Consider the following 13,366-nt stretch of genomic DNA (forward strand, 5'->3'; position numbering starts at 1 on the left):
TCAAATTATGATTGTTCGTGACCGGTTTGGGACATATTGGTTACGATGGGTGGCTGAATAGGGCGTTTGGGATTAACCATAGCACGGGGCGGTATCCACTGCCGCATTGTCGAAACGTGTTCAGCCGAACTGGGCCTCCGGTTAGCTATGCCCCGACGCCAAGCGGATAACTTGCTCGTATTAGTGTGACTGGCGCCCACTCCTGCCGCATTGCCGAAACGTGTTCAGCCGAACTGGGCCTCCGGTTAGCTACGCCCCGACGCCAAGCGGATAACCCCCCGCTTAACGCCGGGGCTAGGCTAATCCTCGACCCAAACCGTTCGACTCCACACTCTTTTTAGCAGCCCTTCACACTCTTTCCGTCAAATTCACCGGTCTAACCAAATAAACCTCACGGCAAAAGCCCTTAAGCGAGTTATAAACGCGCTGTGCCCGTGACTGCTTTCGGCAGACGCCGAACACCGTTGGACCCGTGCCACTCATTTGAGCGGCGTCCGCCCCAAACGTCAATAACTGCTGCTTGATTTGCAAAATCTCTGGATAGCGCTTGGCCGTAATCGGCTCCAACACGTTGCCCATATTGGCAAAGATCGCCTCAAAGTCTTGGTTGCGAATGCCTGATAGCAGTCCATCAATATGGGGATGCGCTGCGATTCGGTCATAATTGACTTGCCGTAAGATATTCGGCGTGGAAACGCTGATTTTTGGCTTTGCTAAGACAATCCACATCGGCGGTAATTTAGGCAACGGCGTCACGACTTCACCCTTGCCAGTGACGTGCGCCGTCTGGCTGTAGACACAATACGGCACGTCCGAATCAACCTGCAATCCTAGCCGTGCTAACGTCGCTAAGTCTAATCCTAACGACCACATGCGGTTCAACCCGCGCAGGACTGCCGCAGCGTCCGATGAGCCGCCACCCAAACCAGCCGCTACTGGAATGGCCTTTCTGATTTTGATTCGCACACCCCAATCAACGTGACAATACCGTTTCAACACACTCACCGCTTGAAAAGCTAAGTTACGGCGATCATTCGGCAAAAAGCCACTATCGGTGACGACCTCGATTCGATTCGAATTCAAGGATTCCAACATCACGTAGTCGGCCAGATCAACCGACGTCATCACCATATCCCACTCTTTGTCACCATTTGAATGCTCAAATAAGGTATCCAGCCCTAAATTAATCTTGGCTGGTGCTTTTTCAACGATTTGCACGCGTCTCACCCTCTTCCATGACCGCGATTACCCGGGGTCGCTGACTTACTTTGATACAATTATACTAATATCAAGGCAAAATAAAAAGACCTTGCTGGGGGTCTTAATATTGAGAATTCACGAGACGCGAATTAAGCTTCAGTTGTTTCATCGTCAAAAGCGATTTGAACGTTCTTTGTCAGAACATCGGTATAACTGTAGGAGACCCGTTCAAATGCGTTTTCTTGTTGATCTAAATCTACAACAAATACGGAACGGTAAGTTTCTTTTAACACACCGTGGCGTTCAGTTGTCTTCTTGCGGCCGGCCTGGGCAACGACCTTCATGCGTTGGCCGATCCGTGAGTCAAGTTTATCTTTAATTGCAGCTAGTGAAATTGGCATTGAGAATCCTCCTCATGAAAGACACTATACTAGCTTTTCACAAAAAAGTCAATATTATATCACAAGGTTTTCTAATGTGCAACCATTTTATAACAGAACAATCTAGAGTAAATCAGCCTGATGACATGCATCCGTCAGCGTGATAAATTCATCGACTGTTAGCCGTTCTGCCCGGATTTTCGGGTCAATGGCCGCAATCTCAAGTGCCTGCTGAATTGCCGTCTTGGTGTCAGGTTGCTTACCAAATAAACTTTGCAGATTGTTCCACAAATTCTTCCGGCGATGGGCAAACCCAGCTTTGACCACCTTGAAAAAGGCTGCTTCGTCAAATGGTACATGGGTCCGCGGTGGTAACGCCGTCAACTTCACAATTGCTGAATCAACGTTCGGCGCTGGGACGAAGACAGTCCGCGGAACGACCATCGCCATTTCAGCAGCCATCCGATACTGGACCGCAATCGTCAGCGCCCCATACGCTTTTGTCCCTGGTTCCGCTGCTAACCGGTCAGCGACTTCTTTTTGCATCATGACCACGATGTTTTCAAAAGCAACGTCGCCCGCCAATAGGTTCATCAGAATTGGCGTTGTAATGTAATAAGGTAAGTTGGCGACTAACTTCAATGGCCGCTCGTTATCTAAATGTTCACTGATCATCGCTGCCAGGTCAGCCTTCAAAATGTCTTGGTTAACGACCGTTACATTGTCATAATCAGCTAGTGTCTCATCCAAAATTGGCAGTAACCGCTCGTCAATTTCAAACGCCAAGACATGGTGGGCTGCACGAGCCAAATATTCAGTCAACGCCCCAATCCCCGGGCCGATTTCAATCACATTATCATTGGCGCCAATGTCCGCCGTCGCAACAATGTTGTGTAAAACGTTCTGGTCAGTCAAAAAGTTCTGACCCAGACTCTTTTTAACTTGTAAGCCGTACGTGTGCATAATGGCCCGCGTGCGGGCGGGATTAGCAATATCTAAATCTCTACTCATAGTTACTCCTCTGTCGTCAGTTGATCCACCGCCGCCCAAAAATCAGCGGGCTGAATCTGAAATAGTTGCAGGCGTTTGGGTAATTGCTTCCCATTCACGTAGCCAATACCGAGCCGCTCGCCTAGTTGTTCACGCCGTTTACGGGCAGTCGGGCCCGCCAACAAACCGGCCTGAATCAGGTCATGTTGCGTGATCAACGGTTGGGCCTCATCGACTTGTTCGGTATACAAATGGGCAAGTGCGGCTTGAATCGCCGCTGGACTCGCATGTTCCACGCCCAGACTACCACCAGCCTTAGTTGGGACTCCAGCTTTACGCGGCAAAAAGGCGTGTTTGACCCCCGGAACGGCCGCCGAAATCGTCTTGCGAATCCGCTCCCCTGAAAAATCTGGGTCGGTAAACACGATCACGCCCCGACTTGCCTGTAACGTCTTAATCTGGGCCAACGTCGCTTCTGAGATGGCTGAGCCATTCGTTTCCAATGTATCTGCATCAACGGCGAGGGCCAGACGTTTCGTGTCATCCTTGCCTTCGACGACGATTACTTCTTTAATCTTCTTCAATCTTAAAAAATTCCTCTGCATTTTGATAAGTTTGCGCCGCAATGGCTTCTGGCGTCATTTCACGTAACTTGGCAATCGCTTCAACCACATAGCGCGTGTACCCGGGTTCGTTCTGCTTGCCACGGTATGGTTCCGGCGTTAAATAAGGGGCATCCGTCTCCACTAGCATTGAATCCAGAGGCGTCTGTTTGACGGATTCGTGGACTTCATGGGCATTCTTGAAGGACGCCACCCCACTGTAAGAGATGTGCATGCCTAAATCCAAGAAGCGTTTCAGCCATTCCGGATCACCATTAAAACTATGCATGACACCACCCGTATCACGAATGTCAGCCGCCTTCAAAATCTTGTACGTATCTTCGAAAGCATCCCGGTTATGCACAGAAATCGGTAGTTGCATGTCTTTGGCAATCGCGACTTGGCGTGCAAACACCTTTCGTTGCACGTCTTGTGGCGACGTATCCCAATGATAGTCCAGGCCAATCTCACCCAACGCAACGACTTTTGGCTGTTGTAGCTGGTCAATCAAGACTTTTTCCGCTGCCTGATCATAATTCTTGGAATCTTCTGGATGCCAGCCCACGATGGCGACGAGCTGTGGATAGGTCTCCGCCAGTTTAATCGCATCGGCGTTCAGTTGTGTATTCGAACCAACGATTGCCATCCGCGTCACATCGAGGTCAGCCGCCTGTTGCAAGTAACGTGGCACTTCCTGGATAAATTCTTCGCTATTTAAATGGGTGTGAGAATCAAAAATCCGCATGTAATAACCCCTTTTCGACTTTTGTTATCTTAGTTGATTTTACCATGGGACGCAAGTTTTCGGAAAAGAAGCTGGCTGAATGGGGGGCATTTTGCGTTAAGTAGTGATTGGGAGGCGGAATGATGAACCACAAAAAGCCGCTGCACTTGGCAACGGCTTATATGAACTGGTCAGAGATATGCTGGTCCAAAAACGAGCACAAAGACCACTTGTATCGTCAGCAGCATCAAAATTAATCCCAACATTCGGTAGGTAGATAACCGGTCCAACTTATACTGGAAAAATTTATGAAATAACAGCCAGACAAGTGTGAGATTGGCCAACGCTTCTAAATAGACAGTTAATGGATAAACGGTCAAAAATGTCGCAATGTAAAAAGCGAGCACCTCACCCCCTGAAAAATCATCTTTAGAAAAATGAAAATGGCTTTTCGACGTCGTTTTACGCCACTTGCCCCAACGCATGATGGGGTAAATGATGACAGCACAACAGAACAACGGCAGCGTAATCACCATGACGTTATGTGACCCACGACGAGCCAACCATGTCACGACCTCGATCGCCATAAATAGCACTAACAACCACCGATTTAACTTAATCAACTGATCAGGCGCCATCTTAATGAAATTGTCGCCTAGTTTGTAATGCCGGTCTTTCTTCATTATGACCTCCACTTGGTTACTGACGATGAATCGACTTGGTTTTAGTGACAATCGTCTGAATATTCAATCATTTCTTAGCATGAATAGCCTGGCTTAATATCCCAAAAAGCGACAATACCAACCATCACAATTTCATAAGCCAGTATAAAATTCAAAGTCCGATACGCTGATAGTTTGCCATAACTCGCTTGTATACGTTGTAGAAATTGATTCCATCGTTCCATCAAAGTAAGCCCACTCTCTTTTGACAATCATCACCAGCATTGCTGAACTTCTGAACCCCATTTCTAAAATTCACACATTGTTCCCATCTTTTTCATACTGCACTGGGTTTTATCAATTACCATTAAGCCAGAATAATTAATATAGTGATACTATCCTAGCAAGAATAGTACACTGGGTTAACTACATATTTAAAATTAATGTACCACATTAATCATTTTAGTTGGGCAAAAGTCCCAAATGTGGGAATGTTGCTGTTAACTGATTTAGGAGGCACTGCTTTGACTAACACAATTTCAATCGGCGCAACCGTTCAAATGATACAACGTGCCAAGGGGCTGTCAGTAAAAGCGATTACTGACAATGAACGCATCATTTCAAAATCGACCTATTATCGATTTGTTAATGAAACCAGTCATATCCCAGCTGACCGCTTCATGCAGCTTTTAGGACGGTTGGAACTGACGCTTCAAGAATTCGACTTCATTCTGCACCATTACCAACTCCCCCAGTAGAACAGCTCTTACAACAAATCCAACGAGCGATTGGTGCACAGGACAGTCACCAACTCCGCCAATTACAGGCCCGGGCTAGTCAACTAGCCAAAGCGACGCATGCACATCGTTATGACCAGCTCACCACGCTGACGCGGCTAGCTTTGCATCACCTGACAACACCGCACCAACCGTTAGCTCAGTCTTTAGAAACGGCCCTGAATGCGCTGATTCAAGACCTTTTGAATCTACAACTCTGGTCAAAATACGACTTAATGCTCTGCAGCCAGATTTTCACCAGCTTAACACCAGCACGACAGACCATTTTGTTAACGGCAGCTCACAAAAGCTTCCACAAGTATCAGCAATTAACCGATGAATCGTTGACCTTCATGACGTTTTTAGCCAATCAACTCTTTAGTGCTGTCCACAATAACCAGCCGCAACTCATCACCCAAATCTATCAGATGATGACGACGCTCACATTGCCTACCAAACAACTTGTGCCACCGCTACTATTGAAATTCTGCCGTGGAATTGTGGATGACCTGACGAAACAAGACCAATCGCTGGATGCATGCAAGCAAGCCCTCGCGATTGTTCGCTGTTTGCACGTCCAATATTGGGACACCGTTTTTCAAGATGTCCTCAACGATTTACAGTCCACCTCGAACTAACTGGCTTCATTTTACAAGCTAAAAAAGTGAGCATCACCAACATTTGGCGATGCTCACTTTTTTAACGATTCATCCTTTTAATTACGAAATTAATGACCCATTGACCATATTATCTGGCACGGTGATCAATTGGACCTTACCGTCGTGTTCCGCAGATAATAACATGCCTTGGCTCATCTCACCACGTAACTTCCGTGGCTTCAAATTACCAACAATGACAACCTTCTTACCAATCAATTCTTCTGGTTCTGGATACCACTTGGCAATTCCAGACAGAATCTGACGGTGGTCAGCGTCACCTGCATCTAGCCGGAATTGGAGGAGCTTGTCAGCACCCTTCAACTTCTGGACCGTGATAACTTCCGCAACTTTTAGTTCGACCTTATCAAAATCATCAATGCTGATTTCTGGTTTGGTCAAGTTTAAGTTAGTTTCGGCTGGATTCCAACCTTGTTCGACTTCAGCTTCATGCTTAGCAGCTTCCATTGCTTTACGTCCCTTCTGCTTGTCGGACTTCGTCATCTTAGCCTTTAAGAAGGCAATTTCTTCATCCATATCAACCCGTGGGAAGATTGGTGTCCCCTTCGCAACGACTTGGGCTCCGGCTGGTAAATCAGCGAGTTGTAAGCCTTCGATTGCCAAAGTATCCACGTCTAAGCCCAATTGGGTGAAAATTTCCTTTGGCGCATGCGTCATTACTGGGCTGATCAAGCTAGCGATGACTCGTAAACTAGCTGCTAAGTGGGCCATCACACTCGCCAACTTATCAGCGTCCGCCGCGTCGTCGCTCTTAGCTAATTGCCAAGGCGCCGTTTCGTCGATGTACTTGTTCGTCCGGCTGACCAACTTCCAAACTTCACCGAGTGCATCGGATAAGTGCAAACTATCCATGCAAGCGTTGAAGTTTTCGATAGTCGTGGCTGCAGTGGCTTCCAAATCAGCGTCAAATTCAGTGACACCGGCCTTGAAAGCAGGGAGCTTGCCATCTTCGTACTTATTGATCATGGCAATCGTCCGGTTCAATAAGTTACCTAAGTCGTTGGCCAAGTCATAGTTGACCCGCGCCACGAAGTCTTCAGGTGTAAATAAGCCATCGTTCCCATAAGGCATGGCCTTAACGAGATAATAGCGCAATGCATCGAGGCCATAGCGTTCGACCAAGGTTTCAGGATAGATAACATTACCCTTTGACTTGGACATCTTGCCATCCTTCATCAGTAACCAGCCGTGGCCGAAGACCTTCTTTGGTAATGGTAAGCCGAGTGCGTGTAAAATGATTGGCCAGTAAATCGTATGGAAACGCACGATTTCTTTACCAACCATTTGGACATCAGCGGGCCAGAACTTGTTGAATAAGTCCTCTGAATCACCCGTTGCATAGCCTAATGCGGTGATATAGTTCGTCAATGCGTCGATCCACACGTAGACCACGTGCTTAGGATCACTCTTAACGGGCACGCCCCAAGTAAAGCTGGTCCGTGAAACCGCTAAGTCTTCCAGACCAGGCTTGATGAAGTTGTTGATCATTTCAGTCATCCGATTGCTTGGTTCGATAAAGTCAGGATGTTTCTGATAGTAATCTAACAACCAGTCCGCATACTTGCTCATCTTAAAGAAGTAGGACTGTTCCTTGACCAATTCGACTTCGTGGCCGCTTGGTGCTTTCCCACCGATTACTTTGCCATTATCATCGCGGAAGACTTCGGCTAACTGCGTCTCAGTGAAGTATTCTTCATCGTCAACTGAGTACCAGCCTTCATATTCACCGAGGTAAATATCGCCATTCTTCAATAAACGGTCAAAGATTTCTTGAACCGCACGTTCGTGATAATCATCCGTCGTCCGGATAAACTTGTCATTAGAGATTTCGAGTAATTTCCATAAATCTTTAATTTGTTTAGCCATCCCATCAACGTATGATTTAGGATCAGTATTCAATTTTTCTGCTTTTTCTTCAATCTTCAGGCCGTGTTCATCTGTCCCGGTCAAGAAATAGACATCGTAACCCATCGCCCGTTTGTACCGTGCAAGCGTATCACACGCAATGGTCGTATATGAGTTACCGATATGTAATTTCCCCGAAGGATAATAAATCGGCGTCGTAATGTAATAAGTTGGTTTTGTTTCTGCCATGACGTAAGTTCCCTTCAAACTGGTTTTGATCAATCGTTAAACATGTCTTTATTTTAAAAATCCATGAACAAATCACACCGTGTGCCAGACGATCGTATTTATCCAAAATAACACACGCTAGACACAATGTGTAGAATCTCTTATATTGTATCATATTTCCTCTGCAGATTAAGAAACGATAACAAAAGAGTTGCTCAGACCACTAAGACCTTAGCGCAGCGACTGCTAAGCCGGACGCTAAGGTCTTAGATTATCTTGTTCATGAAGTTCAGCCAGGAGCCAATGTCCTCCCCAGCAACTGATTATGATGCAGACTTGATGAACTCGTATTGCACCGGCATGGAGCCGTGGTGACTTGCAATCATCAAGCGGCTCGCCCGGTTTTCTGTGTATTCAACCTAAAACAGATCCAACTGATGCGGTCCCAAATCACCAAAAGAAACGCCGAGCAACTCTTTCAACGCCATCGCGTTATCTGCAGCGTCGCCACCAGCATTGTTGTTGAAGATGACGCACACTTCATCGGCTTGGGCTTGCAACTGTTCCACCGTTTGTTTAAATTCGGCCAGCTCAGCATCATTGTAGCGATACAAGGTCCGTTGGCTGCGCCAGTTGGGCCCCTTAGCAGACCAGCCCTGTTGATTACGGCCGTGCAAGCGCAGTAAAGCCAACTTGGCATTCGTCACGACTGGTTCAAAGCTGACGCCATCGTTCATTGCGTGGGGCTCATCGACGACGACGTGAATCAAGCCCAAGTCGTGGAGGAAGCTGAAGACAGCATCCTTCACACCATCCTCATACCAACTCTGATTACGAAATTCAACCGCAATCGGCACGCCGGGCAGCCATTCCACCATCCGCTGAAGATAGTGAAAATTCCGGTTGGAGCGTTCAAAGAATGGTGGGAATTGGAACAACACGGCTTTGAGCTGGTGATGCTGCGTCAGTGGTTTGAGCATCGCACGGTATTCTCGATAGGCCGTCTTGAGTGCATCCATCGAGACACCTTCATCGTAAGTGTCGTGCAAGGTCATGACTTGATTGGCTTTCAGAATGAACTGAAATTTATCTGGTACCGCTTTTTGCCACTTCTTGACCGTCGCGACCTTGGGAATCCCATAAAATGGCGTGTCGACCTCAACCACGGGTAACACACCCGAATATTCAGTTAAAGTCAACTTATCCGTGCCACCAAGTAGACTGGGGTGTTCCGTCCAAGTTGTCAGACCAATCGTCATCATTAGACTTGCACCTCCTCGAAGAAGGTCGTTGCATCTTCTTGGACCATTGTGAAATCAAATGGTAGTTGCAACGGTTCAGCGTTAACGGCGAGCACTTGGGCTTGCGGGTTACGGTAATCGATCAAGCCGGCAAATGGATAGACCCGAAACGACGTCCCACAGATGACGACCAGGTCCGCCTGTTGCAAATACTGAACAGCGCGTTCAATGTTTTCAGGTGCGATTCCTTCATCATAGAGCACCACGTTGGGCCGCAAGTAACCGCCGTCCGCTTGATGCGTGGGTGCCTTCAAATAGTCCTGCCAAGCTACCGACTGACCACACTTCGTACAATATACTTGGTATAAGTTGCCATGAAATTCCACCAAGTTAGCCGTCTTCGCCACCACATATAAATTATCGATATTTTGAGTAATCACGCTGGCGCGCCCCTGCTGCGTCAAGGCCGCCATCTTTTGATGGATGACATTCGGTTGCGCATCAGGATAATATAAATTTGATTTTAAATACTGATAAAATTCCGTGGGATGGCTCGCTAAAAAAGCATGGCTTAAATAATACTCTGCGTTATGATGTTCCGTATATAAGCCGTTTTTCGAGCGATAATCTGGAATCCCAGACGGCGTCGAAACGCCCGCACCCGTCATAAAGACAATGTGTTGTGCTTGCTGTAATGCTGTCTGTGCTGCTGTGTCGTTCATCACGACATTCCCCCAATCAAATCACCGTAACGTATAGGGTAAGTTCATTTCTTGGAACAATTCCTTGACCGTCTTGTCGTACACTTCCTTGAAGAAGGCATCACTCTTTTTTTGCGCTGGTGCTGGTAGCACAAAGGCATTCTGGCGATCACTCTTGTATAACCCAATGTACGCCCGGGTATGCTTGTTTTTATCTAATAAATCTGAATGGTACACATCAAATAGTTGGCGAACTTCTAGCCGTTCTTGCCGTTCACTTAAGACGCTTTGAACCGTGACAAATTCAGTGCCGTGCAGGACGGGTAAGTGCCAAGCCGTCATCTGGTCATCGAAGGCCTTGAACAATTTGACGACGGTCCGCCGCATCGCAAATGGCGTATCAACAGGCTTCTTGCTAATCACCGCGTATAATTGTTGTGCGGCTGGCCAGGCTTGTGGATAGGCCTTAGCGACCTGTTGCTCACGTTCAGCAGAGAGTTCCCCGTTGAAGAAGACGAGCAGGTCAGTCAACGTCAATAACCTTAACGTCATCATGGCATCGGCCTTGTCTGGTTGTTCAGGGTCAATGGTCGCCGCCACGCCCTGCATGTACCAGTCCTCGATTTGGTCGTCGATCAAGTCATGTTCCCGTTGTTTGCGCACCACGAGCACATGGCTGACCATATCGTAGAGTTCCATGGCGATCGCCATCAGTTGTTCATCAAGTTGTTCGTCGCGCGTCGTTAAATTAAACGTCACCTGCGGAAAGCCTTGTAATAGCAAGAGCAGGTGCAACAATTCATGCGACGCCGTGTAATTCGGGGCAGTCACGTCATTCACGCGAACTGTCAAATCACCATTGTCCAGAACTTGTTGTGCTTGGTCGTGCCAAACATAGCCGACCTGGTCTTCACCAAAACTAACACTAATATTGCCTGGGTACAGGGAATTGGCAGTACTTAGTAAGTCCGTTACCGTTTGATTTAATTTAATTTCAGTCATCAGTCTCTTCCTTTGCTTGTCGCAACTCGGTAATGATGCGTTGCGTCGTTGCGAGATCTTGTTGTGGCGCTAATTCGAGTCGTTGTAAAACCGTCGACAACTCATCGTCGGTCGCGCCAGCCGCCATTGCGAGTGTTTTCAATTGTAAGTGCATGTGGCCCTGTTGAATCCCGGTCGTCACGAGTGCCCGTAACGCTGCTAGGTTCTGTGCCAACCCAACGGCGACCATAATTCGTTCCAAATCACCCGCGCTTTTGACGCCTAACAGCCGTTGGTTCAATTGGGCTAATTCGTTGATCTTGATTGACCCGCCAACGATTCCCACTGGCAACGGCATTTCAAGTTCACCGTGAAGGATCTTACCGTTAGTCATCCATCGACTCATGCCGCGGTACTGACCGTTTTTGACCGCATAAGCGTGGGCACCACTTTCAAGCGCCCGCCAATCATTTCCACTGGCAATTGCCACCGCATCGATGCCGTTCATGATTCCCTTGTTATGGGTCGCCGCACGGTAAGGATCAATGTGCGCGACCATGCTTGCCGAAGCAATCTTTTGCGCCACCAGCTCGCCGGAATAGCGTCCCGCTTGGAGTAATTCGACCGGAATATCGCAGGCGGCTTTGACCAGGCTAGCGGTCGCATAATTCGACAAGATGCTCATCAACGAATCCTGCTTCGTCATCACGGCAATCGCTTTGGACACGGCCTCCAGCATACTGTTGAGCATATTGGCGCCCATGGCCTCTTGAACGTCAACGAAGAGGTCGATCGATAGGTACCCCTGACCGAGGACCCGTGGCCGAATCCGTCGTGCGCCGCCACCCCGTTTTTCCAAACTTGGATGGGCTTCATTCGCCACGGTCAACAACGTGGACGCATGCTTGGTCACCATCGCCGCCACCGCAGCCGGATCGCTCACCTTTTCCAAGACAACTTGTCCAATCATTTCGCGCTGATTCAGCGTTGTGGTGATGCCACCGCCCCGTTTCATGATTTTAGCGCCATTGCTAGCCGCCGCAATCACGGACGGTTCTTCTGTCACCATTGGCACGATCCGGTTGATGCCATCAATCACGAAATTGACCGCTAAGCCCATTGGTAATGGATAATCAGTCAAATAGTTCTCAATAATCTCGTGGTGTTGCGGGACATAATATTGCTTGAATAGCGCCTGTTCAGCGGGTGTCAAATGGGCCTGTTCCGCGACGATCGCGACGCGTTCATCCCAATTTTTTTGGTAAAAGTGTCGAAAATCTGCTGTCATATTCTCATTCCATCCTCTTATTTAGGTTACTGTGCTAGGTGTTCAGAAATAATGCCTTCGCGGACGCCACTCTCAGAGAAAATGACGCGGTCGCTATCGAGCATCTGCAATAAGGTGACAAGTGGTAACATGCCACCAACAATAATATCCGCGCGGTCGTACTCCATTCCGGAGATTTCTTGACGACCCGTTTTAGAGCGCGAGAGTAAATCTAAGAAGGTATGAAAGACGGTCTCGGTCTTCAACCGGTAACCATGGATATCTTCGACCTTAAGTTTTTGTTGCTTGCGCCGATTGATGCGCGCCAAGGTCCGATTGGCACCCCCTAGTAGAATGATTGGATCATGTAACGCTTCCGATAACCACCAAATATCCGCGAGCCGATTGCGTAAAAACATTTGGGCACGAAATAGACTGGCAGACGGCACCAGGTCATCGAGGCCAAATTGTTCAGATAGTGTCACTGCACCAAACGGAATACTGATCAGCTGCTGCTTACGCCCATTTTTGACTAAAATCAGTTCACAACTCGCGCCACCAGTGTCCAAAATCAGACAATTATTGATGACTAACGAATTGGCAACCCCTAAGTAGTCGTAGTAGGCTTCATCGTCACCAGACAGCACCCGCAAGTCTAAGCCAACTTCTTGCTTCACTTGGTTCAGAAAGGCCGTCTGATTCTCAGCCATCCGGACTGCCGCCGTGGTAATGCCAATGACATCCGTATCCGGCATCTTCTCATAGAGTCGCCGAAAGTTCAGCAACGCTTTGATCGTACGCTCAATTGCAGCTGGCTGTAAGACGTGTGACGCCCCCATCCCTTCAGACAAACGGGTATCTTCCTTGACCCGCTTGATTTCTTGAGCGGTGCCATTTGCGTGCAACCGACTCACCGCCATTCGCGCTGAATTGGAACCCAAATCCACAATTGCTAAGTTTCTCATAACACCACGCTCACTTTTCGCTTTTGGGAATATCGATTAGCTTTATTCTAACATTTATGCGGTCCCACGGGGGCTTCTCGCGTTAGATTGTGCACAAAAAGATTGTAAGACTATCAAAACAAACGTC

14 protein-coding genes are annotated in these 13,366 nt (G+C 47.9%); 2 read left to right on the forward strand and 12 right to left on the reverse strand.

Annotated features, from left to right (window positions below; all coding sequences use genetic code 11):
* Window positions 1-348: 348 nt before the first annotated feature.
* The 6 genes from ispE to MZO40_RS00380 all read right to left on the reverse strand — a co-directional run bounded on the left by ispE (window position 349) and on the right by MZO40_RS00380 (window position 4,579).
* Complete coding sequence (ispE, locus tag MZO40_RS00355; protein ID WP_088770097.1) at window positions 349-1,218, reverse strand: 4-(cytidine 5'-diphospho)-2-C-methyl-D-erythritol kinase; 870 nt, start codon at window positions 1,216-1,218, stop codon at window positions 349-351.
* A 131-nt stretch (window positions 1,219-1,349) separates the two neighbouring features.
* Window positions 1,350-1,601 (reverse strand): Veg family protein, encoded by a 252-nt coding sequence (locus MZO40_RS00360; RefSeq protein ID WP_003637638.1) that lies wholly within the window; start codon window positions 1,599-1,601, stop codon window positions 1,350-1,352.
* Between the two features lie 102 nt (window positions 1,602-1,703).
* Window positions 1,704-2,591: a 16S rRNA (adenine(1518)-N(6)/adenine(1519)-N(6))-dimethyltransferase RsmA gene (gene rsmA, locus MZO40_RS00365; RefSeq protein ID WP_101872779.1), complete on the reverse strand. Its 888-nt coding sequence runs from the start codon at window positions 2,589-2,591 to the stop codon at window positions 1,704-1,706.
* 2 nt (window positions 2,592-2,593) lie between these two features.
* On the reverse strand, window positions 2,594-3,154 hold the full coding sequence (gene rnmV, locus MZO40_RS00370) for a ribonuclease M5 (RefSeq protein ID WP_050337744.1): 561 nt from the start codon (window positions 3,152-3,154) through the stop codon (window positions 2,594-2,596).
* Window positions 3,141-3,917, reverse strand: coding sequence for a TatD family hydrolase (locus MZO40_RS00375; RefSeq protein WP_050337745.1), 777 nt, complete (start codon window positions 3,915-3,917; stop codon window positions 3,141-3,143). Before MZO40_RS00375 ends, rnmV begins: the two co-directional genes overlap by 14 nt.
* Window positions 3,918-4,087: 170 nt before the next feature.
* Window positions 4,088-4,579 carry a hypothetical protein gene (locus tag MZO40_RS00380; RefSeq protein WP_105922227.1) on the reverse strand — a complete coding sequence of 164 codons (492 nt, stop codon included), beginning with the start codon at window positions 4,577-4,579 and terminating at the stop codon, window positions 4,088-4,090.
* A gap of 503 nt (window positions 4,580-5,082) precedes the next feature.
* Here MZO40_RS00380 and MZO40_RS00385 point away from each other — a divergent pair.
* Together MZO40_RS00385 and MZO40_RS00390 are read left to right on the forward strand one after the other, a co-directional pair.
* A complete protein-coding gene (locus MZO40_RS00385; protein ID WP_252133038.1) occupies window positions 5,083-5,316 on the forward strand; it encodes a hypothetical protein in 234 nt (77 codons plus the stop codon).
* 29 nt (window positions 5,317-5,345) lie between these two features.
* Window positions 5,346-5,972, forward strand: coding sequence for a transcriptional regulator (locus MZO40_RS00390; RefSeq protein ID WP_252133086.1), 627 nt, complete (start codon window positions 5,346-5,348; stop codon window positions 5,970-5,972).
* 81 nt (window positions 5,973-6,053) lie between these two features.
* Here MZO40_RS00390 and metG read toward each other — a convergent pair whose 3' ends face one another.
* From metG to MZO40_RS00420, 6 genes are all read right to left on the reverse strand, one after another.
* Window positions 6,054-8,105 (reverse strand): methionine--tRNA ligase, encoded by a 2,052-nt coding sequence (gene metG, locus MZO40_RS00395; RefSeq protein ID WP_003637631.1) that lies wholly within the window; start codon window positions 8,103-8,105, stop codon window positions 6,054-6,056.
* 398 nt (window positions 8,106-8,503) lie between these two features.
* The gene (locus tag MZO40_RS00400) at window positions 8,504-9,346 is read right to left on the reverse strand and encodes a DUF72 domain-containing protein (RefSeq protein WP_088770099.1); all 843 of its coding nucleotides are present in this window, start codon (window positions 9,344-9,346) and stop codon (window positions 8,504-8,506) included.
* Entirely contained in the window at window positions 9,346-10,047 is a 702-nt protein-coding gene (locus MZO40_RS00405) for an NAD-dependent protein deacylase (RefSeq protein WP_105961199.1), read from the reverse strand. The genes MZO40_RS00400 and MZO40_RS00405 overlap by 1 nt, the downstream gene beginning before the upstream one ends.
* 21 nt (window positions 10,048-10,068) lie before the next feature.
* Window positions 10,069-11,028, reverse strand: a complete 960-nt coding sequence (locus tag MZO40_RS00410) for an IpaB/EvcA family protein (protein WP_105961198.1) — start codon at window positions 11,026-11,028, stop codon at window positions 10,069-10,071.
* A complete protein-coding gene (locus MZO40_RS00415; RefSeq protein ID WP_050337749.1) occupies window positions 11,021-12,295 on the reverse strand; it encodes a hydroxymethylglutaryl-CoA reductase, degradative in 1,275 nt (424 codons plus the stop codon). Before MZO40_RS00415 ends, MZO40_RS00410 begins: the two co-directional genes overlap by 8 nt.
* A gap of 26 nt (window positions 12,296-12,321) precedes the next feature.
* Complete coding sequence (locus MZO40_RS00420; RefSeq protein WP_105961197.1) at window positions 12,322-13,239, reverse strand: Ppx/GppA family phosphatase; 918 nt, start codon at window positions 13,237-13,239, stop codon at window positions 12,322-12,324.
* Window positions 13,240-13,366 lie beyond the last annotated feature (127 nt).

This window comes from Lactiplantibacillus sp. B652 (genome assembly GCF_023806745.1).
Lineage (GTDB): Bacteria > Bacillota > Bacilli > Lactobacillales > Lactobacillaceae > Lactiplantibacillus > Lactiplantibacillus pentosus.

Excerpts from the sequence above, each read along its gene's own strand:
- MZO40_RS00360 (WP_003637638.1), bottom strand. The coding sequence starts at position 1,601 with ATGCCAATTTCACTAGCTGCAATTAAAGATAAACTTGACTCACGGATC.
- rsmA (WP_101872779.1), bottom strand. The coding sequence starts at position 2,591 with ATGAGTAGAGATTTAGATATTGCTAATCCCGCCCGCACGCGGGCCATT.
- MZO40_RS00375 (WP_050337745.1), bottom strand. The coding sequence starts at position 3,917 with ATGCGGATTTTTGATTCTCACACCCATTTAAATAGCGAAGAATTTATC.
- MZO40_RS00380 (WP_105922227.1), bottom strand. The coding sequence starts at position 4,579 with ATGAAGAAAGACCGGCATTACAAACTAGGCGACAATTTCATTAAGATG.
- metG (WP_003637631.1), bottom strand. The coding sequence starts at position 8,105 with ATGGCAGAAACAAAACCAACTTATTACATTACGACGCCGATTTATTAT.
- MZO40_RS00400 (WP_088770099.1), bottom strand. The coding sequence starts at position 9,346 with ATGATGACGATTGGTCTGACAACTTGGACGGAACACCCCAGTCTACTT.
- MZO40_RS00405 (WP_105961199.1), bottom strand. The coding sequence starts at position 10,047 with ATGAACGACACAGCAGCACAGACAGCATTACAGCAAGCACAACACATT.
- MZO40_RS00410 (WP_105961198.1), bottom strand. The coding sequence starts at position 11,028 with ATGACTGAAATTAAATTAAATCAAACGGTAACGGACTTACTAAGTACT.
- MZO40_RS00415 (WP_050337749.1), bottom strand. The coding sequence starts at position 12,295 with ATGACAGCAGATTTTCGACACTTTTACCAAAAAAATTGGGATGAACGC.
- MZO40_RS00420 (WP_105961197.1), bottom strand. The coding sequence starts at position 13,239 with ATGAGAAACTTAGCAATTGTGGATTTGGGTTCCAATTCAGCGCGAATG.